This is a genomic window from Pirellulales bacterium (genome assembly GCA_033762255.1).
GTDB lineage: Bacteria > Planctomycetota > Planctomycetia > Pirellulales > JALHPA01 > JANRLT01.
This window is the reverse complement of the sequence record JANRLT010000008.1, coordinates 80,421-101,256: the sequence shown is the minus strand read 5'-3', so window position 1 is coordinate 101,256 and position 20,836 is coordinate 80,421. Positions and strand designations below refer to the sequence as shown.

The following is a 20,836-nucleotide window of genomic DNA, read 5'->3' as shown; positions in this document are numbered from 1 at the left end:
AGGATTTCGTCGATATGCTCCGCCATTTTATTAGCAAAACGCTCTGGTACCCCACCCAGGTTAAGTGAGCTTCTACTACGGTCTGGCATCACAAATTGCACCCGAAAAGCTCCGTTTGCCATTCTTTGGACACTGGCCATTTTTTGCTCGCTACGAAAATTGGTTTTTGGAATGTTTGTTAAGCGTGACCGTGACACAACCTTAGTATTTCCCCAGTATTATGAGGTTGTGTCACCGAGTCTGTGATTGCTTTGGTTTGTCATCACCGATACGAGTGTTTTGGTTAATCGCTCTAGTGAGTCTCAAATCAGTCCCCGTTCACCGTTACAAGATCGTGATAGCGTTTTTATGCGCTATCTGGGCATCAATCGCGATTCTGTACCTTGCGCGGCCAACGGCACTATTGGCCGATTTCAACTGTTCAGCGATAGTCGGGGGGGGTGCTTGCTCATTACCCAATTCTATCGGTTAAGTAGCAAATTGCCAGGCACACACTATCCTGCCCTTAATCACTACCTATGTTTCCCGAGTCAAATAACCCATTATCTTCTCCCCACGATTTCGGGGCATTTAGATTGCCAAAATTTCCCGTGCTGGGGGCTGGCACTTGTAAAATTCAAGTTCATCCACAAATGCCTTTACTTCCTCTGCTGTATCTTGATCATCCAGGTACCCCAACTTGGCAAGCTCGAAATTGGCATCATCCAGGGAATCATCCAGGTTTTCGGGGACATCGTTTTTAGGATCACTACCATGGATGACAGTGACACAACCCCTAAACTCGGCCAAATCATGGGGTTGTGTCACCGCATCCCCGCTTGGGCAGGATTTGAGGGGGGGGCTGTAACCTCTTGTGCTAACACAAATTCACGTGCCGGTCGGCCACCCTTGGGGCCTGGGGGCACCGGTTCCCAAAGCCCTAATCCGCCATCGACCAATTGCTGCAAAAAGCTTTCCGCCGCTTCCGCTGTCTCAAATCGCTTATCCCGCCGCATTAGCTCCCGGTGGGTTATACGTCCCCCGCGCCGCTGAATTAGCGAGATTGTCTGTTGTGTTTCCCGTTGCTCTGGGCTGAGGGACAGTTGCCCGTACAGCCGCGTTGCCTCATGCTTAAACCACTCAACCAAACGAATAGCCGCCAAGAGGGCATGCTTGCCAACTTCCCGGGCCTGGGGATTACTGATCAATTGTAAGATGAGGGCTAGCCTGGGGGCGTATGCTTCCAGCTTACTAAACGCCGCCGCCAAGTTCCCCGAGAGGTCAAACGTCTCCCGATTGTGGGCGTTATAAAAATCCCGCCAAATCGGCTTGGCATCATCGGAAAAAACCAGCTCCACTGGCTCATTTTCGCCGTCGCTGGGTTCGGGGGCGTGAATCACCAAGTCTGTTCCGCCAAAATCGTGGGGTTCAAACTGCCCCCCGTTTTTGAATTCCAAATCTTGCAAGTCCCGAATTCGCTCCCGTATGGGTTGCTCAAATTGCAGGGGCGGGTAATCGTCCAGCCAAACGCTTAGGCGGGCCGGGGGCTGACAGAATAGCAGTCTGGCCGCTAATCCGCTGGCCAGTTCCTGCCGCCCAAACGTCGCCGCCAGCGTCTCGGGTTGCGTTCCACCAAAAATACTAATCGCCGTTTGCGGAATGTGCGTTGTCCGTTGCGAGTGGCTTGAGCGGTCGATTGTTACGCTGTCGCCATTCCACAAACTAAGCCACCTGTTTAGGTCGCCCCGCGAATCTTTTTTGTATTCGCCAAACGAGAGCCAGCTTCCCAGTTCCTCACTGTATCGCAGCACCCCCCGGGGATTTTCCTTGAGGATTTTGGCAAGTGTTTCCAGCGTGCAATCTTCCACCAAATACCGCCGGGCTATCGGGGCCTTGGGCTTAGTGGGGGGCGGTTCGCCATCCTGTTTGGTATTTTTCTTCCACGCCGCAAGCTCCTTTTCGTAGCGTATTTGATGTTCCTGAAATTCGCTTTCATGCTGTTCAAAATCCCGAAACTCCTTTTCCTGTCGCTTCATAACCAGATTTTTTATTGCGATTAGGGCCGGGCTTTTCTTGCGTCCGCTCTCCCCGAGTACGGCCACCCAAAGTATCGGGGGGACCGTCCAGCTTGGGGTTAATCGTAGCCGCCGCGTTGCCCCGATTGCACTCCCCGCCAGAGCCAAGAGGGGCAAAGCCAAATACGCTTCGTCGCACTGAATTTGCTCGGCTTGTTCCCGCACATAATCGCGGGCATTTTTCGGCAAAGCCCCCGCAGGAAACGGCACCCAGCCGCTATCCGGCGGGATTGCCCGCAGAGGGGGGGCGTTGTAGGGCTTGCCATTTACCCGGCCATTGGCCGCATCTTTCCAAGCCCCGCTTGTTTGCCGGTCGGCTTTGCGTTCGCGCCAGCCCGGGTCCAGAATGTCCCGTAAATCATGCCAGCCGAATTGCTGGCAACTGTTATGCTGGCATCCGGCTTGAATGGTTCCATCCGGTCGCCGAATGATAAACGCTTCGCCCTTGTTATGCTCCGGGTTGCGCGGGCACACGGGCATGATCCACTTAGAGCCACCTTGGTAGGGCTGTGGGCCGCGTATTTCAAACGGAGCACGTGCCAAGAGGGCGTCCAGGTCAAACTGCCTATTACCACGATAGCCGTTCACCCGGGCCTGTGGGGCCGGTTGCTGGGGCTGTGGGGCAAGTGCTGCTACCGCCTCCAATTGCTCACGAGTTACCACTCGCAAGGCATCGGGCCGAACTAGAATCTTGCTTGTTCGCCAAGGTCGGGCGGGTGTGAGCTTGTCTCCGTCTGAGTCTCCTTTGCAAGTTATCGTGCCGTATAGCCGCCAGATTCTCGCGGGGTTAAAAACGCTGCAATCCACCTTGCAAGTTTCATCGTCCCATTCGTGGGCAATTGCTTTTAGCACTTTCTTAATTATCCCGTCATCATCGGCGGGCAGGTCGATTCTATAGAGGGCATGGGCACCGTTGCTACTATCCGCCACGATCGCGGGCGGGTACTGGAATCTTTCCCAGAGCCAATTGTCGATAGCATTAATTCTTTCAGCCGCCGCCGCGTGTTCGGCATCGGAGCTTGAAGTTTCCGCCGGGCGTTTTGGGTCAACGTCAATCAGTAACCATCGACGTGAAACAATATCGCTATCACTGGCCGATTTAATGCCGCTTTTAAATTTGTTCACCGCCCGGGCTAGTAGGTCGGGTTTCACTGGGTTCGGTGTGACATAGCACCCCTTCCACGAAACAAATCGCTGCTCAGCCAGGGCATTCACCGCTGCATGCGGAGAATCAAAATAACCCGAATAAACTTTGCTCCGTTTATCGCTTGCGGTCACGCCATCAAGTATCCGAATTTCAAATGTGCCGCCGGATTCGCAAAGGGTCTGCTGTGTTCGTAAAACGTTATCTCGGTTGTATAATTGCATAAGAATTCTTCCTCGCTTATGTGGTTTATTGAGTTCCCGTCGGTTGATTCCGCTTGGCCTTCTTGCCTTTTGGGCGGGGTTCGAGTTCCACCGCCGCTCGCCGATTGCAGAGTTCCGCCAGCCAGGTTTTCAGGGCCGAAAGCGAATAGAAAACTCTCCCGCCGATTTTGCAAAATGGCACCTTGCCTTGACGCTGCCACTCTGCCAGGGTTGATTGTGCCACTCCGAGAATCTGGGCCGCTCCTCGGGCATCCGTACCAATTCGTTTGGCCTTGACCGGCTTCAGCCGACGCAGACTGTCGAGCGCTTCTTGCTCATTTAACATCGATTTCTCTCCTTTTCAGCTAAACAACGCTTTTACTCACCTTCACAAAATCCAGCGGCGGAAACCGCTCAATCGCCTGCTTCCAGGCATCCTCAACCTCAACCCCGTGCAGCCGCAGCATCTTGCGATAAGCATCCGCCGCTTCCAAACAACCCTCCTCCTTCCAACGACGCTCCGCCGCGGCCTTCCAACCACTCTCCAGCGCCTCGTATTCCAACCGCAAATCCTTTTTCATGCCCCAACAATTTCCACGAAAAACAGAAAGCGTCAACCCACGTTTAATCATTCCTGTCTTGACGCCTTTCATTTTTCAGTCAAAATCACCTCCACAAATTAGCGGTTGCGGTTGCCAAGGACTTGTCCCCATTAACCTCGGCCAACCCGTGGATACAACGCAAGAAGGAAACAGACAGCCCATCTTCCGCCACGAAAAAACAACCTCAAAAACCCCCGATCCCTGTTTTCGCACATCACAACCAGGGAAACGACGGGGCCAATAACCGGCATGCGTTCGAGGCTCTGCTAGGATGCGAATCTCCCGGCAATTCCGCGAAAAACGCACGGTTCGCTAAGGGGAAGGTACGTAGCCACCCACTACGCGCAAAATTTCTCAAACGGGACTCCACCCAAAAACAGAAGCCCCCCCTCTAGGGCAAAATCTCCACAGGCGACCACTCGCAAATTCCACAGGTGCAGAGGGGGGACTAGTAAAGGATTCCGCGCGTGACGCGAGGGCGGGGGTCTGGGTCAAAACGTACGCGCGCGCCTGTTATTCCTTTTAATCGCAAGTCGTTTGCCGTCAATATCTTTCGCGGCGTCCGTCCGAGTCGGTCGGACGCCAACGCCATTTTTCCAATTCTCCGTTGTGTTGATTGTCGAAGGCACAACGCCACGACAGGAAAAAAGGTTGTTATTCCTCCTGCCTACACCGTCTGTAGTGGAGTGATAACGCTAGCACAACACTAAGGGAGAAACGGTTATGAGCGTAGCACAGTTGGAAGAGTATCTGATTCAAGAGTTTGAGGCACAACTGGCTCTGATTGACATTTCAGAGTTGGAACCAAACCCTGATTACGACGACTTTTACAAATGGCTAAATGACCAGCCAGCTCTTGAAGATTAGGCCAGTGTGTTGGTGCCGTAGACTTCCCGGCTAAATGCCCTGCCTAGCGTAGGGCATTACACCAGCGAGCCTACTGTTGGCAAGCGTTACCGTTACTTTTCAAGGGAGAGTGTGTAGTTATGACCAATTTAGAAGTGCTAGGCGAACTGGCCAAGGGTGGATTGTCCGTGGACGAGACTTGCTCTCTGATCGGGCATGACAGTGCAACACTGCGGTACGTCCTGTTGGGCGTTCAGAGCGGGGCGATTAAGCCCGCCGATGCGGTCGACGTGCTGCCTAAGCAATCCACCGGGGCAGAGTTCACGGTGACAGAGAGCGGGGCGATTAACTTTGGGCGGCTTGCTGGCGGTAACGCCCAGTTTGGCACAATCCTGCGAGTTGAGACTGTTGCTGCTATCCGTGCCAAGCTCGACCGTTACGACGAGTTTGTTAAGGCGAATATTTCGCTCATCGACCAGCGTAGTGCCGCGAGCAAGGCTAAACACGCTGCGGAGAAAGCGGCTAAGGCAAAGAACAAGGTTAAGGCGGCGGCCTAGTGTGTGAATTCCCTAGCTCCCCCTTGGTGGGGGAGCACTTATCCCTACACCCTTACTGTGAGGGTGTGCGGTCAAGTAGCAAGGGAGAATGTGTCATGCCTGCATTATTTGAGCGGGAGCGGCCCAAAACGCTTGAAGGCGTTGTAGGACAGCCGCCTACTGTAAAGAAACTCACAGCGTTACAGGGCCACGGTGGCGGTGGGTGGGGTGGGAGAGCGTACTGGATTAGCGGATTATCCGGCACGGGTAAGACTACCCTGGCCAAGATTATTGCCAGTGATGTGGCAAGCGAGTTTGCCACTACGGAAACTAGCGTTTCCCAGCTTACGCCGAAGAGTTTGGACGATTGGGAACGTGGCCTACGGTGTAGGTGCATCGACGGTAAGGGGCATGCGCTGATTGTGAATGAGGCGCACGGGCTGCGTAAAGACACAATCCGCCAGTTTTTGGATGTACTGGAACGGTTACCAGACTATGCCGTGGTGATTTTCACTACCACGAATGAGGGGCAGGAGGCACTGTTTGAGGATTGCCTAGACACTGCGCCACTGTTGTCACGTTGTATCCGGTTAGAGTTACTCTCTAACGGCAAAGAGTTGGAATTAGCGTTTGCGTTGGAAGCCAGGCGGATAGCGCAGAAGCACGGGTTGGACGGTAAGCCTATAGGGGCTTATGTGGACCTGGTGCGACAGTGCAAGCATAACATGCGGGCAGTGTTGCAAGCGATAGATAGCGGGTGTATGGCGGACTAGCCTTGCCCCCCCCCTAAAAATCCGCATTTCCGCGGCAATTTCGTAGTTGTTTTTGCCGCGCTGATCTTGGTTTTTGGTGGTGCTTTAAGGGAGATTTACCATGTTCACGTTAGACCGTGGGCGTGTGGACACCCAGCTATCGCTGGACCTGCACGCCGAGGCTCTAGGCTGGGTTTATAACCAGCATGAGCGCGACTGTAGCAAGTGCGGGCAGACTATGCCCCTGAATGAGAAAGTAAAGCCCTCCGGCCGTTCGCCTAGTGGCGATATGACCTGGCAACATTTTTACCCTTGCGAGGCCCCGAAGCGTAAGCCCCGGGCCGCGAAGGTGGAAGTGGTAGTGCCGCCCGTGAAGTCTACGGAACGGCGTCACAAGCTGTTGCCTAAAGTGCTGCGTAAGCTAGCGGCGGGCCTAAATGTGATGCTGGTGGGGCCTGCTGGGAGCGGTAAGACCACGCTGGCCGCTCAAGCTGCCCAAGAGTTGGGGCTAGAGTTTAGCTTCATCTCTTGCAGTGCGGGCATGAGTGAGGGGCAACTGTTGGGTAGACTGTTGCCCGTGGAAGCGGGTGGCACGTTCGGCTATGTGCCAGCACAGTTTGTGCAAGCGTATGAGCAAGGGGGAATGTTCCTGCTCGATGAGTTCGATGCCGCCGACGGCAACACGTGCACCGTGCTCAATGCGGCATTGGCTGGGAAGTTTATGGCGTTGCCTAATCGTACCGATAAGCCCCTGGCCAACAAACACGCCAACTTCAAGGTGATTTCGGCGGCCAACACGTTTGGCCTAGGAGCTGACCGCATGTACGCTGGCCGCAACCAGCTTGACGCTGCCACACTTAACCGTTTCACGTGTGCCACCCTGGAATGTGACTATGACCGCGAACTGGAAGCGGATTTAGTGCCGGATTCCGTAGTGCGGGATACCTGCTGGAAACTGCGGGACTTGGTGCGGGAACGGAAGTTTCGGCAGATTGTCGGCACCCGCGACATGCTGGCCGCCCAAGCTTGCCGCAACGTGGGGGAAGCGTACCGCGAGATATTCGCCGACATGCTCGTAGCCTGGTCGGCTGATGAACGCAAAGCCGCCGCCTCGATCTTGGAGAAATTGCCATGCTAGAGACTTATCACACAAGGGGGATCGGGGGCCTAGTCCAGCGAGAATTCGACTCGCTGGACGACCTAGCCAACAGTGTGCCAGCGGCTCAGGACGTTGAAAACAAGGACACTCTAGGCGCACTGTTTGGGCAACACAATCACTCTTGGATCGGTCGGAAGTTTACCGGCATTGACCATGCCAAACAAGAGTTGCACGGCCACCATAAGCCGACATTCAAGGATTACAACGCGGTCAAGAATGCGCTGGACTCGATAGAACTCCCTATGCCCGTGAACGTCAAGCGGCGTTTACGGTGGAATGAGGATGGCGGCGACAGCCTATGTGTTGACCGGCTGCGTTCTGGCCAACCGTACTGGCAAGAGTGTCGCCGGACGGCCACTCTAGGGCGCAGCAATGTTACGCTCTTGTGCAACACTGGCGCACATTGCGGGGTGAATAGTCAGGATATTCTGTGGCGCGGCGCGGCGTGCGTGGCCCTGGCGGACTGGCTGGAAAGCGCGGGATACAGTGTTCGGCTAGTTGCCGCCAAGTACAATCTCAATTCGTACACCAACGGGGATGATTTGGTGCTGTCCTGCGTGGTCAAGGATTACGGTCAACCCGTGAGCGAGTCCCTGTTGGCTAACGCCTTGAGCGGCTGGGCGTATCGGACGATGTGGTTTTATGCCATGTCCACCGAGGGGCGAGTGTTGACCGACAACTTAGGCTTTCCACGGCTTATGACCGACGAGATTGCCAACATGATTGAGCCGGGCGCGATCTTGTGCCAAGATTTGTGGGCGAAGGAAGCGGCGGCTACTTGGCTGCTCGAACAAGCCGCCAAATTCGCGGAAAACGCGGCAATTACGGCTTTTTGAGCGATTTTCGTAGTGCTGTTTGTGGTTTTTGGCAGTTGGCGAACAAGCCCGTTTTCTTTTTTAGGGAGTACCACGATGGCTACCATGATTGATGAATTGCAGTCCGAGTTGCGGCAGTTCACGGGAACCGAGAATTATTACCGGCACTGGATGAACAGCCGCTTTGTTTACACTGATGGGGTGCGGTACCTGGCCGAAAAAGCCGGTGCGCATTGGTTGCTGGACCTGATATTCTCCCACCAAGCGGAGATTATCAGGCGGTCGCTGGACGATCCCCGCTATCGCATGGAGTTCCAGGTCTGGCGTGTGCAGCACGACGGCAACGGGGGTTGCCGCGTCTACTGTGACGACGGCGACGGGCTAGAGATGGCTTCCCAAGATGTCCCGTTCACCGACTTCCCCGAGCTAGAGAATTTCAGGTTGTACTTGGTGCATGACCGCGCAAAGGTCTGCCTGTACTTGCCGAGCGAACACTAAGTTTCTCCCTCCCGCGCTGATCCCGACGCGGGCAACATATCGGGATCGCTAACGGCCCGCGTAGTGCCGTAAATTTCATGCAAAGGCAATTGGAGGTAACATGCCGCTCGTTTTAGTCACTACCGTATATGATGATTTGGCCGACCGTCTCCACAAGGCACTGCAAGAGGAGTGCCCCGCTTGGGAATTCACCCTCACCAAACAGGGTGACTATCTTATTGAAGGCGACGAGGAAACTTACGAAGTGGAAGCCGTGGGCGTCCCCCCCGAAGAAGTAGAACACCTTAAAGGGTTCGCGGCCGGCTATTTTCAGTGCTTGCACGATATGTCGTTTACCAAGTAAGGAGCCCCCCTATGCCCATCATCGCCTACGCCCGCTTCTCCCCCAGGCCCAACGCACAAGATTGCCACAGTGTCGAGCGGCAGTGGGCTGAGATCGACGCTTGGGCGGCTCGGCAGGGCTGGTCCGTCAAGGCCCACTATGCCGACCGCGACATATCAGGGGCCGACCGTGAGCGGGCTGGACTATTTACAGCGCTGGCCGAGCTTAAACGTGGGGATCGCCTGGTCGTGCGGGACTGGAGCCGCCTGGCCCGGGACGCGGAATGGTCGATTGTGCTGGCCCGTGAGATTGAACGCAAAGGGGCTAAGCTCGTGTCAATTAGCGAAGGGGACTGGAGCATGACGGACAATCCCACGGCCCGGTTTGTCAGCACGGTCTTTGCGGCGCTGGCCGAAATGCAGCGGGAGCTTAGCCGCTCGCGCACTTCGGCCATGATGCTGCGCCATCAAAGCGCCGGTCGGGCCATGGGCAGCGTGCCGCCGTATGGTTACCGTAAAGTTGGCAAAAAACTGCTGCCCGTGCCGGACGAGCAATCGACCCTGCGGCTCATCCGCAACTTGCACGCCCAAGGGCTGGGGGCCTCCGCCATCGCCACGCGGCTGAATGATTCAAAAATCCGCTGCCGCGGCAAAGGCCGCCTATGGCACGCATCCACCGTGTGGAGGATACTGAGGCGGGGGTGAGGGTAGTTGCAAATAGAAGTGCAAAGAATTTTGCGCAATAGCAATTTGAAATCGATCCCGTTCTTTGCTCCACGGAAAGGTTTGTAGCTGTGAACGATTGTTATACCGTTAGTTTACCTTTGGCGACCGATACTTGGCAGAGACGATGACTCTATTAATGCGTAACTTGACTTTACGCTTTAAACATGATATAAATTAACAATGACATATCCATTTCTATTGCATTTGCGTAAAAGTGGTTTAAGTGAAGTGGTATCTCTTGCAATGCCTATGCATTCATTTGACGGGCAGCATTGTCCCTTGTCTAAATATTTGAATTTCCATAAAGTAATGGTATCAATTGTATCGATGAGTTAATTTATGTTTCGTACAATCCTTTCAATCCTGCTGCAGATTTCCTTGCTTTGGCACGGCAGCTATGGCTGTGGGCAAGTGCTTAGTTGCCATTCCGAAGAACATTCGCAAATATCCTGCAATAGCAATAAGATTGAAGATTCTTTTTGTTATGTGCGGGCAATACAATCACAACACGCTAGTTGCTCTTGTCATAAAAAGCAAAACTACCAATCAAAAACGGCTAAAACCTTTGTTAAGCGAACAGCTATAAGTCATTTGTTGAGTTCAGCGTCGGCATGCCAACCAGAATCGATTGCATGTGCGGATTTTGCAAATTCCTCGAAATGGAATTCATGTGACTGCCTGGAAAAGGTCTGTGCGCTCAGCGAACCATCCCCAAATGATTGCGATTTTGAGGATTTTCCTCTAGTTACATTTTGTCTAGAAAAAATTCCATTCGTTGGCAAATTTTCTTTTGAGCGAACTCTTTTCGCTCATCCAACTGACTTGCAGCGTAATGGCAGGCACAATTGTCTGCAAGTCTTGCGTCTCTAAATTCCTGTCCTTGACAGCATTTGCTTTCCGCTAGAAAGCATGATCGGCATAATTTTTTGTGATTATGCGCTCTCATTTTTTTCCACAGTAATCGTCGGAATTCACTTTAGATAGGATTTTTCCGGAGCTTTTTATGCCTATTCGCAATATTTTCACAAATTTCCACATCTGGTTGTGGTTACTGGGGATGGGGTTGCTGCTGACTGGTGCTTTCACTTGGAACACTTGGTCGCCCCCAGTACGCGCAAAGTTAGCGGAATGGATACGACCAACTAATCTTACAGATTCACCACCCACAGGGGAAAACCCGGACAGTAAGCCTGCGGATGACCATGCGGGACATGATCATAGTGGACACGATCATAGCGGGCATGATGCTGGCAACTCCCTGGAAATCAGCGCAAATGGCTTAAAAAACATCGGATTTCGACCACACACTATCAAGCTCGAAGATTTCGAGCGCAAGCTGACGTTGCCCGCGCTCATTGTCGAACGGCCCGGGCATTCGCAAGTGCAAATCCCCGCCCCGCTGACCGGGGTGGTTACCAAAGTCCACATCATCGAAGGGTCCGCCGTCGAACCGGGGAGTCCGTTGTTTGATGTTCGCTTAACGCATGAGGAAGTCGTGGTCGCCCAACGGGAATTCCTGCGCAGCGCGGAGAATCTCGACGTCATCAATCGGGAAATCAAGCGTTTGGAATCGGCGGGCGACGGCGCGTTGGCGGGGAAACGGTTATTGGAACAACAATACGACAAACAGAAGCTCGAAGCGTCGATGAAGGCCGAACGGCAGGCGCTCCTCCTGCACGGAATCAATGAAGCGCAAATTGAGGACGTCCTCAAAACGCGCCAACTCCTGCAAAGCATCACGATTTACGCCCCTGCTCATCAGCATACGAGTGAAGATTGTCCCGAGGACCATTTGTTTCACATTCAAAAATTGTCGGTAAAGCAGGGGCAACATCTGACGGCGGGACAAGAGCTATGTGTGCTCGCCGATCACTGCGAACTCTATGTCGAAGGCAAAGCTTTTGAAACGGACGCCGAGGCGATGCGACGGGCCATCGGCGTAGGCTCGAACATCACTGCCAGCCTCAAATCTAGTGGAAAGGAAAACAGCCTGATTCCCAACCTGAAGTTGCTGTATATGGCGAATCATGTCGATCCGGAAACGCGTTCGTTTCAATTCTATTTGAGTCTGCCGAATGCGATTGAATCGACCCGCAAAACGAAGTCGGGGCAACAATTCATTCAATGGAAGTACCGTCCGGGGCAACGACTGGAGTTGCTCATCCCGGTGGAAAAATGGACCGACCGGATCGTCCTACCCGTCGAGGCCGTGGTCGAAGAGGGGGCGGAAAACTACGTCTTCCAACAAAATGGCGACCACTTCGACCGCATCGCGGTGCATGTGGAATACCGCGATATCGCCAATGTGGTGATTGAAAATGACGGGACGCTCTTTCCCGGCGACTTGGTCGCCGCCAAGGGAGCCTATCAAATGCAATTGGCCCTGAAAAACAAGGCGGGCGGCGGCATCGATCCCCACGCCGGCCACAACCACTAAGCGCACGGACGCCCAAATCATGCTCAACGCCATCATTAAATTATCGCTTCGCTACCGCGTCATTACGATCGCGCTGGCCCTCGTATTGACCGTTTACGGCAGCTATGAACTTTATCATTTGCCGATCGACGTATTTCCGGATTTGAATCGTCCCCGCGTGACGATCATGACCGAAGCGCTCGGCTTGGCACCGGAAGAAGTGGAAACGCTGATTACTTTTCCGCTGGAGTCCTCCTTGAACGGAGCCACCGGAGTGCAGGCGGTCCGGAGCGCATCAGGCGTCGGCTTGTCGGTCATCAACGTCGAGTTCGCCTGGGGGACCGACATTTATATCGACCGCCAAATCGTGGCCGAAAAGCTGGCCCTGGCCGCGGATCGCTTGCCTGCGGGAGTTAAACCCCAAATGGCCCCCATTTCTTCGATCATGGGGCAAGTTTTGCAAGTGGGGATGTACAGCAAAACGGGCAAAACGGACCCGATTGAATTACGGACCTTGGCGGATTGGGTGGTGCGACAACGCTTACTGACCATTCCCGGCGTGGCCCAAGTCATCACGATGGGCGGAGGCCGAAAGCAATATCAAGTGTTGGTCAATGAAGATGAATTGCTCAAGTACGACGTCACGCTGGAAGAAGTGGAACAAGCCGTCAAAAAAAGCAATTCCAACGCTACCGGCGGCTATTTGGATAGCGGTGGCAAAGAACTTCTGGTCCGCGCGATGGGACGGATTAAGAACATTCAAGACCTCAATAAAATTGTGATCAAGTCCGACAGCGTCAATCCCATCAGTTTGGGCCAGGTCGCCCGCGTGCGCGAGGCGGCCCAGGTTAAGCGCGGCGACGCCGCGGTCGATGGCGACCCTGCCGTCATGATCGTCATCGCCAAACAGCCCGGTTCGGATACTCGCAAAATCACGACTGATGTGATTAAAGCGTTGAATGAACTCAAGGCCTCGCTGCCGCCCGATGTCATCATCAACTCCGAGGTTTATCAGCAAAAAGAATTCATCGACTTAAGCATTCATAATGTGATTGAAGCGCTGCGTGACGGCGGCATTTTGGTCGTGATCATCCTCTTTTTGTTTCTGATGAATTTTCGGACAACATTCATCACGCTGACCGCGATTCCGCTTTCGATTGTCGTCACCGGTTTAGTTTTTAAGTGGTCGGGGATGACAATCAACACGATGACCTTGGGGGGCTTGGCCGTCGCGATCGGCGAGTTGGTGGACGACGCGATTGTCGATGTGGAGAACATCTTTCGTCGTCTCAAAGAGAACAAGCATGCGGCCAACCCAAAATCGGCCTTGCTGGTGGTCTATGAAGCCAGTAGCGAAGTGCGGAATTCGATTGTCTTCAGCACCATTCTCGTGGTGTTGGTCTTTGTGCCGTTGTTTGCCTTAGGAGGCATGGAAGGCCGTTTGTTCACGCCGCTGGGGATCGCGTATATCGTCTCGATTATCGCGTCTTTGGTAGTCTCGCTGACCGTTACTCCCGTCTTATCGTATTGGCTATTGCCCAACGCCAAATTCATGGGCCATGACAAAGACGGCTTTTTGTTACGCTTTCTCAAATGGGTTTTCGGCTTCGCGATTCGGTTTAGCTTGCGCTACCCGGTGCCGATTCTCGCCACGGTCTCGGTCGCGGTCTTGGTGAGCGTGATTGTCGTGAGCCAACTGGGGCGGGATTTTTTGCCCCCCTTCAACGAAGGCAGCGTGCAAGTCAATGTTCTCCTCTCGCCCGGCACGTCGTTGGCCACGTCGAATCAAATCGCCGCGATGGTCGATGAACGCATCGGCAAAATTAAGGGCGTCACCGCCTTCGGTCGGCGCACGGGGCGGGCCGAACTGGACGAACATGCCGAAGGGGTCAATGTTTCGGAAATTATCATCAGTTTCGATCCCAACAGCGGGCGCAGCCGGGAAGAAGTGTTGGAAGAACTGCGGGAAGAACTGACGCAAATTCCCGGCGTCGTGATTTCCGCCGAACAACCGTTAGCCCACCTCATTTCGCACATGCTTTCCGGAGTGAAAGCCCAAGTCGGTATCAAACTCTATGGCGACGATCTGAACATCTTGCGACAAAAAGCGGATGAAATGAAAGCCGCCATGGCCGACATTCCCGGCGTGAAGGATCTGCAAGTCGAGCAGCAGACGGAAATCCCCCAACTGCAAATCCAGCTTGACCGAGATAGTTTGTTGCGACTTGGGCTGACCGCGGATTACGTCAACGAATTCATCGAAAGCGCCTTGAACGGCAAAGTAGTTTCCGAAATCGTCCTGGGGGAAAGGAAATTTGACCTCGTGGTGCGGTTGGATGACGAATATCGCCAAGACCCCGAACGATTGCGGCGGCTCTCGATCAATCTCCCCTCCGGCGGTCGAATTCCGTTAGCCGAGGTGGCTTCAATCCGCCTGGGGAGCGGACCGAACACAATCAACCGCGAAAATGTCCGCCGCCGGATCGTGATCCAATGCAATACGGCGGGGCGCGACCTCAACAGCGTCGTAACCGACATCCAAACCCGCTTGGCAAAAATTCAGGAATCGCTGCCGACGGGGTATTTCATTGAATACGGCGGGCAATTTGAAAGTCAGAAAAATGCCACGCGGATGATTGGTTTGTTGAGTTTGATCTCGTTGGCCGCAATGTTCTTGGCGCTGTACACGCTGTTCCACTCCACCAATTTGGCCTTGCAGGTACTCTCCGCGTTGCCGATGGCTGCGATCGGCGCGGTTGCCGCGTTGGTGGTTACCAGACAGACGTTGACCGTGGCCAGCATGGTGGGTTTCATTTCGCTGTCCGGCATCGCTTCGCGAAACGGGATTCTGCTCATCGCCCACTATTTACATCTTGTTCGCCACGAGGGAGAACAGTTTACGAAGGAAATGATTGAACGCGCGGGCCTGGAACGCTTGGCGCCGATGCTCATGACGGCGCTGACGGCGGGAATCGCCTTGATACCCTTGGTTCTGGCCGCGGGTGAGCCAGGCAAGGAAATCCTGTATCCCGTGGCTACGGTGATCCTGGGAGGATTGATCAGTTCCACGTTACTCGACTTTTTTGTCCATCCCGCCCTCTTCTGGTGTTTTGGCCGCGGTCAAGCGGAAAAAATGATGAACGAAGCCCAAAACGGCGATGAACTGGCGCATATCTGGGACGAACAAACCTCCGTAAAGGAATCGCCTAAACCGCCATTTTCCCAAGCGAGTCAGCCAGCGTCCAATGGCTCGTTGGAACCAGGGAATACATCGGCTCCCCCGACTCATGCCAGTATCAGTTAAAATTCCGCTTCGTAGTTGTATTGGTTTTCAATTGGTGACGGATTGTTTCATTTTTTTAGGGAGAATCGCAATGCGTAAGCTTTTGGCAAGTTTAATTCTGGCGGGGTACGCTGTGGAGTTCGGAAATGCTTCGGCGGCTAGCCCCGCCATCCCCCAAGTTGGTTTTGTGCGCGTTAAACAAGCCGCGAAGCCCGCCGAGGAACACGCCCATCCCGAACATGGACCGCACGGCGGCGACTTAATTGAGCTGGGCAAAGAGGAATATCATGTGGAATGTGTCCATGATGAAAAGCAAAAGGCCATTTTTTTCTTTTTGTTGGATGGCGAGGCAAAACAGCTGGTCGCGGTTCCCGCCGCGGAAATCGCCATCAACGTAAAAAGCAAGGGTCGCGGAAAGCAGTACAAAGTGGAGGCGATGCCGCAAAAGGACGATCCCAAAGGGACGACCACCTGCTTTGCCACAAAAGACGCCACCCTCATCGCCGTCTTGGAACAGCATGGCATTGAAGCCCAATTGGTCATCGACATTGGCAATAAGCAATACCGCGGCAAGATTGCGCATGATCACGATCATGCCCATGAACACTCGCCTAAGAAATAAACGCTACCGACTGTCTGCGGCTCCATGCGAGCCTCGCAGCGGAACCGACAGGCCATTCCTCGCCGCAGGGTGGCCTGTCGGGCTTTCTATTCCATATTGACGAAAGCTCATTCAGCGGGAGGCGCGTTATTTTCTGCAGCCGAAGCAGAATTGTCGCTCACAACTTCAATCAAATCCTTTTTGATCCAGGCGTTCTTTCGCAACCAGTCGGTTTCAAGTTTTATCCAGGTCCCGCGGACGTCTAGGATTTTGAGGGTCTGGCCGCGATCAATTGAACCCAATTGATCAGCGCCGTCCATCAAAGGAGCGTCATCTTGCAAAACTCGCGCTTGGCGACCGACGAACAACATGGGATCGCTATTCCCAGGGAGTAAAGCAATATCGCCTGTGGATTGGTTTTGCAATCCATTCAGGACATTGAGGTTGGATCGAATGGGTGAGTCGCTTGATAGTGAACCGGTCGCCTGATTGCCGTTCAGTCTGGCTGCAATGGGATCTGATGCAATCACAGGAGTAGTCGGTTGCCAATCTCCGCCGCTGAGTGGGACGTTGCTGTGATAAAGGAAGACAGCATCACAGGGAATAGCCGGATGAAGATAACCAGGATGGGGCGACCAGGCGGCAGGAAAGTGACCGTAGTGAAAGTCGTGAAACGCAGGTTCACTGTGCCCAAAATAGTAGTGAGGGTATTGGGCTTGAGCATTGAAACCGGTCAGGCCAGCGCTAAAAAGCAGAGTTTTGGCTATCAACTTCAACACGAGATGCTCCTCAGTGGTTAGAAACGACAAGTCCGTGGTATTTTAGGAGAGACGAGCGATTCGTGCCCGTAGTTGTTAGCGAAACCTCTCTGCATTACCGGAAAATACTTGGTGCAATTGTTTCCATTCCGCTCCGTCGGTTTGTCGTGAGGCTCGTCAGATGGCGCAAAATAACCCAGTTCGGCAAATACGCTTTTATCGTGTTGAAGGAATGGACTGCGCCGAGGAAATTGCCATTTTGAAGCGTGAACTCGTCCCGTTACTCGGTTCCGAAGATCGACTTACGTTTGATTTACTCAATCGTAAATTGGGCATTGACCTGACTGAAAATCCATTGCTAACTGAGGAGTCCATCCAGGTAGCAATTCAAAGAACTGGGATGCGAGCGATTCCGTGGGAAGCGGTCAACCCTACGACATCGGAGCAAAGTATCTGGGCGTCGCATCAAAAAACATTGCTGACCGCCGTGAGCGGACTGGCTGTTTGCTTCGGCTGGGGTTTTCAATTCTCGGCCAACCGAGCGTTTGCGGAGAAGCTCGCAGATGAAGCGTCGCAATCGGTCGATGTTCCCTGGTTCGCCAAGCTTTGCTTTGCCGTCGCGATCCTGACGGGCAGTTGGTCGATTCTTCCTAAAGCTTGGTACGCGATTAAAACGGCGCGTCCCGATATGAATTTGCTGATGGTGATCGCCATTGGCGGCGCTATCGCAATCGGCGAATGGCTGGAAGGGGCAACGGTGGCCTTTCTTTTTTCATTCTCATTACTATTGGAATCGTGGAGCGTCAACCGCGCCCGCAAGGCGATTGCCGCGCTGTTGGAACTTAGCCCGCTCACTGCACGAGTCGTTCGCTCAAATGGCAAGGAAGAACTGATACCTCCGCAGCAGGTATCGCCGGGGGCGCAGTTCATTGTGCGACCCGGTGAGAAAATCCCTTTAGATGGCCGCGTCATCGACGGCGAAAGCCTAGTCAATCAAGCTCCGATTACTGGCGAAAGTGTTCCGGTCTCAAAGGGTCCGGCTAGCGACGTTTTTGCCGGGACGATCAACGGCGATGGAGTATTACGAGTGGAATGCACTAAACCTGCGGAAAGTACGACTCTCGCCCAAATTATACGACTCGTAAGCGAAGCGCAGTCACAGCGTGCGCCTGCCGAACAATGGGTCGAAAAGTTCGCCAGGATTTATACACCGGTTGTTTTAGTGGTGGCTATCTTGGTTGGTTTTGGCGGGCCATTGCTGTTTCAAGTTGCGTGGAGTCGTGCCGCGTATCAAGCTTTGGTTTTTTTGGTGATTGCCTGCCCATGTGCTTTGGTGATTTCGACGCCGGTCAGCATTGTCGCGGCGTTAGCGGCGGCTGCACGGCAAGGCGTTTTAATCAAAGGTGGAGCGTTTGTCGAAGCGCCTGCGCACCTGCGCGCCATCGCTTTCGATAAGACAGGCACGTTGACCGCGGGCCGGCCAATCGTTCAGAAAGTGGTAGCTCTTAACGGACATACCGAACAAGAATTGCTTACCAGAGCCAACTCGCTTGAGCAGCGAAGCGACCATCCGTTGGCCCAGGCCATTGTGGCGTATGCCAAAGAACGCGGCATTCAGTCGCCCCCCGCTGACAATTTCCAATTGATCCAAGGTAAAGGAGCGACTGCGCTATTTGAACAGCGTGAATTCTGGCTCGGTTCCCATCGCTATTTGGAGGAACGCGGACAAGAGACGCCTGAGGTGCATGCCCAACTGGAACAATTGTCAACGCAAGGCCACTCCATCGTCGTAATCGGCAACAGCCAGCATGTCTGCGGTTACATTGCCCTTGCGGATGAAATTCGACCTGGCGTGAAACAGATCCTGAGCGAGCTAAAGCAATTGGGAATTCAAGCGTTGGTTATGTTGACCGGCGACAATCTGGCCACCGCGCGCCATGTTGCCGATCAACTTGGGCTGTCCGAAGTTAAAGCGGAATTGCTGCCGCAAGACAAAGTCACGGCAATCGCCGAGTTGAATAAGCGGTATCAACAAGTCGCGATGGTTGGCGATGGTGTCAACGACGCACCAGCTTTAGCCCGTGCTAGCGTGGGAATTGCGATGGGAGCGGCGGGGAGCGACGCCGCCATCGAAACGGCGGACGTGGCGTTGCTGGCGGACAATTTGGCGTTAGTGCCCTGGCTGATTCGCCATTCGCGGCGCACGATCAGGGTGGTTCGCCAGAATATCGTGTGTTCGCTGTCAATCAAAGCGTTGTTTGTGGTCCTCTCGTTTGCGGGCATGGCGTCGCTGTGGTCGGCTATTGCCGCCGACGCGGGCGCGTCACTCTTGGTGATTATGAATGGGCTGAGATTGCTCCAAAACCGCGTAGACTGATTTTTCGTTCAGTTCCTTCTATTGCGGAGGATAATTCGATTCCAATATGGGTTGCAGCCAATTCCACTATTCCGATCTCGCTAACTGCCCAATTAGTTGCGAAGCCTCCTCAATTCCCTGGGCGGCGATGACCGTTAAATGTCGGTCAGCCATCTGGCAAGTCACGGCCAGAGTTCCCTTCACATCCGTCAGTGTCGTAGGCATCCCTTGGCATTCCGTGCTAACCGATGGATGGTCGCCAAACCATAAGGCCTGTTCTTTGGCATGTTCCATGATTACAAATTGGGAACCATCGGGACGTTCACAGATTGTTTCGATACAAGTGCAGCAAGGCATTTTCAATAAGTAACTTTTCTTGACCGCATAACCTTGCGGAAGTCCCTTCGCAATCGCTGGTTGAAATTTCAGCGCAGTTGCAGCTTCGGACAATGAAGTCTCACTACCTTCATAATGAGCGAGTAAAGTTTGTTGTGCACGATCCGGATTCACTGCGAAGTCAGCGGTGAAGACCTGCATGTTAGCGGCCATTTCGTTGTGAGCGTGATCACCCGGCCAATACTTGACCGCGAACACGCCCAGCAAAATCAAGATTGCGGCCGCAACCCAGGCGGGGCGCAGCCAATGACGATCCGTTTTCCGTCGAGAGGTCGTTTGATAAGCCGGAACAGTCGTCGGCACAAGTTGCGGTTCGATCCGCGGCCAAATATCGAGGGCGACCGCGTTGCGATGCCGCGCGGCTAGTTCGGACATTTTTTGGTAACTTGCCAATTCATCGGCACAGTGGGAACAGGTGGCCAGATGCGCTTCGATGGACTGTGTCTGTGAAAGACTCAGTTCGTGATCGTAGTATGCGGATAGCAGCGGTTGTGTTTCGCGGCAATTCATCTCTACGGTTCCCATCCCAAGTCGATAAGGATCTGCTTCAATTCCTGACGTGCGCGGCTCAGTCGCGACGCCACGGTCCCCTCGTTGATTCGCAATGTGAGGGCAATTTCGGCGTAAGATAACTGCTGAATTTCGCGGAGGACGTAGATCGTGCGCAATTGCTCATCCAGCCTCGCCAAACCGAGTTCGAGGATTTCGCGTTGGTCGGCAATCCGTTCGTGGCTTGGCACGGTGTCCATCGGCTCATAATCCAAGGCGCTTTGGCGGCGTCGCCGTTGACTTCGTAAGGCTTGCAGACATTCATTCACCGTCAATCGATAAAGCCAACTGTCGAAGCTGCTTTCACCTTGAAACTGCGACAGTTTCTGAAAAACCCGGATGAATACGCATTGCAGCACGTCCGCGGCATCGGACGCCGGAACAAATCCCAAGATCAAACGATAACATCGCTGCTCGAAAAGTTCGTACAGTTGACGTTGAGATTCCCGCTCACCGCGCAAGCACCCCGCGAGTGCCTGAGAGACGGCATCGGCGTGGTCTGCTGATGCGTTACTCTTCCCGCTTAGTATGATGTCGCTGGAACTCATATTCTTCACGAAGCGTGCGAATTCTTCACAGATTGTGCGATATAGCTCAGAAACTGCCACTTTGGCCTATGCACAGCGCAAATTCTGGTGAATTGCCGTTGGTAAACAAGCCAGCCCACGAAAATTCAATCTTTTGCTCCGTGTATATTAACCTATTCCGAATGACAGTTCAACGCAGCAACGCGATACCCGCCGTCGCTTTAAAGAGTCGAACTTGATTTTTTCTAAAAACGATTCCGAAGAATCAGCCGCTGCATGGCATCCTATTAACAC

Annotated in this window: 19 protein-coding genes; 12 read left to right on the top strand and 7 right to left on the bottom strand. The window is 53.7% G+C overall.

Translation table 11 applies throughout. From position 1 onward, the window contains the following. Positions 1-570: 570 nt before the first annotated feature. The 4 genes from SFX18_02710 to SFX18_02695 are packed head-to-tail and all read right to left on the bottom strand — an operon-like array spanning position 571 to position 3,982. The gene (locus tag SFX18_02710) at positions 571-807 is read right to left on the bottom strand and encodes a hypothetical protein (protein MDX1962036.1); all 237 of its coding nucleotides are present in this window, start codon (positions 805-807) and stop codon (positions 571-573) included. Then, positions 804-3,422: a DUF3987 domain-containing protein gene (locus tag SFX18_02705; GenBank protein MDX1962035.1), complete on the bottom strand. Its 2,619-nt coding sequence runs from the start codon at positions 3,420-3,422 to the stop codon at positions 804-806. Before SFX18_02705 ends, SFX18_02710 begins: the two co-directional genes overlap by 4 nt. 25 nt (positions 3,423-3,447) lie before the next feature. Next, on the bottom strand, positions 3,448-3,747 hold the full coding sequence (locus tag SFX18_02700) for a helix-turn-helix domain-containing protein (GenBank protein MDX1962034.1): 300 nt from the start codon (positions 3,745-3,747) through the stop codon (positions 3,448-3,450). Between the two features lie 19 nt (positions 3,748-3,766). Beyond that, the gene (locus tag SFX18_02695; GenBank protein ID MDX1962033.1) at positions 3,767-3,982 is read right to left on the bottom strand and encodes a hypothetical protein; all 216 of its coding nucleotides are present in this window, start codon (positions 3,980-3,982) and stop codon (positions 3,767-3,769) included. A gap of 744 nt (positions 3,983-4,726) precedes the next feature. On the opposite strand from SFX18_02695, the gene SFX18_02690 reads away from it, so the two are divergent. From SFX18_02690 to SFX18_02640, 11 genes are all read left to right on the top strand, one after another. Continuing rightward, complete coding sequence (locus SFX18_02690) at positions 4,727-4,870, top strand: hypothetical protein (GenBank protein MDX1962032.1); 144 nt, start codon at positions 4,727-4,729, stop codon at positions 4,868-4,870. 119 nt (positions 4,871-4,989) lie between these two features. After that, positions 4,990-5,406, top strand: coding sequence for a hypothetical protein (locus SFX18_02685; protein MDX1962031.1), 417 nt, complete (start codon positions 4,990-4,992; stop codon positions 5,404-5,406). Positions 5,407-5,501: 95 nt separating this feature from the next. Next, complete coding sequence (locus SFX18_02680; protein ID MDX1962030.1) at positions 5,502-6,158, top strand: AAA family ATPase; 657 nt, start codon at positions 5,502-5,504, stop codon at positions 6,156-6,158. A 100-nt stretch (positions 6,159-6,258) separates the two neighbouring features. Beyond that, positions 6,259-7,275: an AAA family ATPase gene (locus tag SFX18_02675; protein MDX1962029.1), complete on the top strand. Its 1,017-nt coding sequence runs from the start codon at positions 6,259-6,261 to the stop codon at positions 7,273-7,275. After that, the gene (locus SFX18_02670; GenBank protein MDX1962028.1) at positions 7,269-8,132 is read left to right on the top strand and encodes a hypothetical protein; all 864 of its coding nucleotides are present in this window, start codon (positions 7,269-7,271) and stop codon (positions 8,130-8,132) included. The genes SFX18_02675 and SFX18_02670 overlap by 7 nt, the downstream gene beginning before the upstream one ends. A 75-nt stretch (positions 8,133-8,207) precedes the next feature. After that, a complete protein-coding gene (locus SFX18_02665; GenBank protein MDX1962027.1) occupies positions 8,208-8,609 on the top strand; it encodes a hypothetical protein in 402 nt (133 codons plus the stop codon). 100 nt (positions 8,610-8,709) lie between these two features. Beyond that, entirely contained in the window at positions 8,710-8,952 is a 243-nt protein-coding gene (locus SFX18_02660; GenBank protein MDX1962026.1) for a hypothetical protein, read from the top strand. Positions 8,953-8,963: 11 nt separating this feature from the next. Next, on the top strand, positions 8,964-9,635 hold the full coding sequence (locus SFX18_02655; protein MDX1962025.1) for a recombinase family protein: 672 nt from the start codon (positions 8,964-8,966) through the stop codon (positions 9,633-9,635). A gap of 1,024 nt (positions 9,636-10,659) precedes the next feature. Further along, positions 10,660-12,093 (top strand): efflux RND transporter periplasmic adaptor subunit, encoded by a 1,434-nt coding sequence (locus SFX18_02650; GenBank protein MDX1962024.1) that lies wholly within the window; start codon positions 10,660-10,662, stop codon positions 12,091-12,093. Positions 12,094-12,112: 19 nt separating this feature from the next. After that, positions 12,113-15,376 carry an efflux RND transporter permease subunit gene (locus SFX18_02645; GenBank protein ID MDX1962023.1) on the top strand — a complete coding sequence of 1,088 codons (3,264 nt, stop codon included), beginning with the start codon at positions 12,113-12,115 and terminating at the stop codon, positions 15,374-15,376. Positions 15,377-15,446: 70 nt separating this feature from the next. Beyond that, positions 15,447-15,977 (top strand): hypothetical protein, encoded by a 531-nt coding sequence (locus tag SFX18_02640; GenBank protein ID MDX1962022.1) that lies wholly within the window; start codon positions 15,447-15,449, stop codon positions 15,975-15,977. Positions 15,978-16,084: 107 nt separating this feature from the next. Here the strand turns inward: SFX18_02640 and SFX18_02635 are convergent, their stop codons facing one another. Further along, positions 16,085-16,735 (bottom strand): hypothetical protein, encoded by a 651-nt coding sequence (locus SFX18_02635; GenBank protein MDX1962021.1) that lies wholly within the window; start codon positions 16,733-16,735, stop codon positions 16,085-16,087. 160 nt (positions 16,736-16,895) lie between these two features. Here SFX18_02635 and SFX18_02630 point away from each other — a divergent pair, with 160 nt between their 5' ends. Continuing rightward, positions 16,896-19,091, top strand: a complete 2,196-nt coding sequence (locus SFX18_02630) for a heavy metal translocating P-type ATPase (GenBank protein ID MDX1962020.1) — start codon at positions 16,896-16,898, stop codon at positions 19,089-19,091. A 66-nt stretch (positions 19,092-19,157) separates the two neighbouring features. Here the strand turns inward: SFX18_02630 and SFX18_02625 are convergent, their stop codons facing one another. Next, positions 19,158-19,976, bottom strand: coding sequence for a zf-HC2 domain-containing protein (locus tag SFX18_02625; GenBank protein ID MDX1962019.1), 819 nt, complete (start codon positions 19,974-19,976; stop codon positions 19,158-19,160). Between the two features lie 2 nt (positions 19,977-19,978). Continuing rightward, a complete protein-coding gene (locus tag SFX18_02620) occupies positions 19,979-20,563 on the bottom strand; it encodes an RNA polymerase sigma factor (GenBank protein MDX1962018.1) in 585 nt (194 codons plus the stop codon). Between the last annotated feature and the right edge of the window lie 273 nt (positions 20,564-20,836).

What these genes read in the sequence shown, in the direction of transcription:
- SFX18_02675 (MDX1962029.1), top strand. Translation starts at nt 6,259, where the DNA reads ATGTTCACGTTAGACCGTGGGCGTGTGGACACCCAGCTATCGCTGGAC.
- SFX18_02620 (MDX1962018.1), bottom strand. Translation starts at nt 20,563, where the DNA reads ATGAGTTCCAGCGACATCATACTAAGCGGGAAGAGTAACGCATCAGCA.
- SFX18_02670 (MDX1962028.1), top strand. Translation starts at nt 7,269, where the DNA reads ATGCTAGAGACTTATCACACAAGGGGGATCGGGGGCCTAGTCCAGCGA.
- SFX18_02665 (MDX1962027.1), top strand. Translation starts at nt 8,208, where the DNA reads ATGGCTACCATGATTGATGAATTGCAGTCCGAGTTGCGGCAGTTCACG.
- SFX18_02645 (MDX1962023.1), top strand. Translation starts at nt 12,113, where the DNA reads ATGCTCAACGCCATCATTAAATTATCGCTTCGCTACCGCGTCATTACG.
- SFX18_02640 (MDX1962022.1), top strand. Translation starts at nt 15,447, where the DNA reads ATGCGTAAGCTTTTGGCAAGTTTAATTCTGGCGGGGTACGCTGTGGAG.
- SFX18_02685 (MDX1962031.1), top strand. Translation starts at nt 4,990, where the DNA reads ATGACCAATTTAGAAGTGCTAGGCGAACTGGCCAAGGGTGGATTGTCC.
- SFX18_02680 (MDX1962030.1), top strand. Translation starts at nt 5,502, where the DNA reads ATGCCTGCATTATTTGAGCGGGAGCGGCCCAAAACGCTTGAAGGCGTT.
- SFX18_02655 (MDX1962025.1), top strand. Translation starts at nt 8,964, where the DNA reads ATGCCCATCATCGCCTACGCCCGCTTCTCCCCCAGGCCCAACGCACAA.
- SFX18_02690 (MDX1962032.1), top strand. Translation starts at nt 4,727, where the DNA reads ATGAGCGTAGCACAGTTGGAAGAGTATCTGATTCAAGAGTTTGAGGCA.
- SFX18_02625 (MDX1962019.1), bottom strand. Translation starts at nt 19,976, where the DNA reads ATGAATTGCCGCGAAACACAACCGCTGCTATCCGCATACTACGATCAC.
- SFX18_02650 (MDX1962024.1), top strand. Translation starts at nt 10,660, where the DNA reads ATGCCTATTCGCAATATTTTCACAAATTTCCACATCTGGTTGTGGTTA.
- SFX18_02695 (MDX1962033.1), bottom strand. Translation starts at nt 3,982, where the DNA reads ATGAAAAAGGATTTGCGGTTGGAATACGAGGCGCTGGAGAGTGGTTGG.
- SFX18_02705 (MDX1962035.1), bottom strand. Translation starts at nt 3,422, where the DNA reads ATGCAATTATACAACCGAGATAACGTTTTACGAACACAGCAGACCCTT.
- SFX18_02660 (MDX1962026.1), top strand. Translation starts at nt 8,710, where the DNA reads ATGCCGCTCGTTTTAGTCACTACCGTATATGATGATTTGGCCGACCGT.
- SFX18_02630 (MDX1962020.1), top strand. Translation starts at nt 16,896, where the DNA reads ATGGCGCAAAATAACCCAGTTCGGCAAATACGCTTTTATCGTGTTGAA.
- SFX18_02700 (MDX1962034.1), bottom strand. Translation starts at nt 3,747, where the DNA reads ATGTTAAATGAGCAAGAAGCGCTCGACAGTCTGCGTCGGCTGAAGCCG.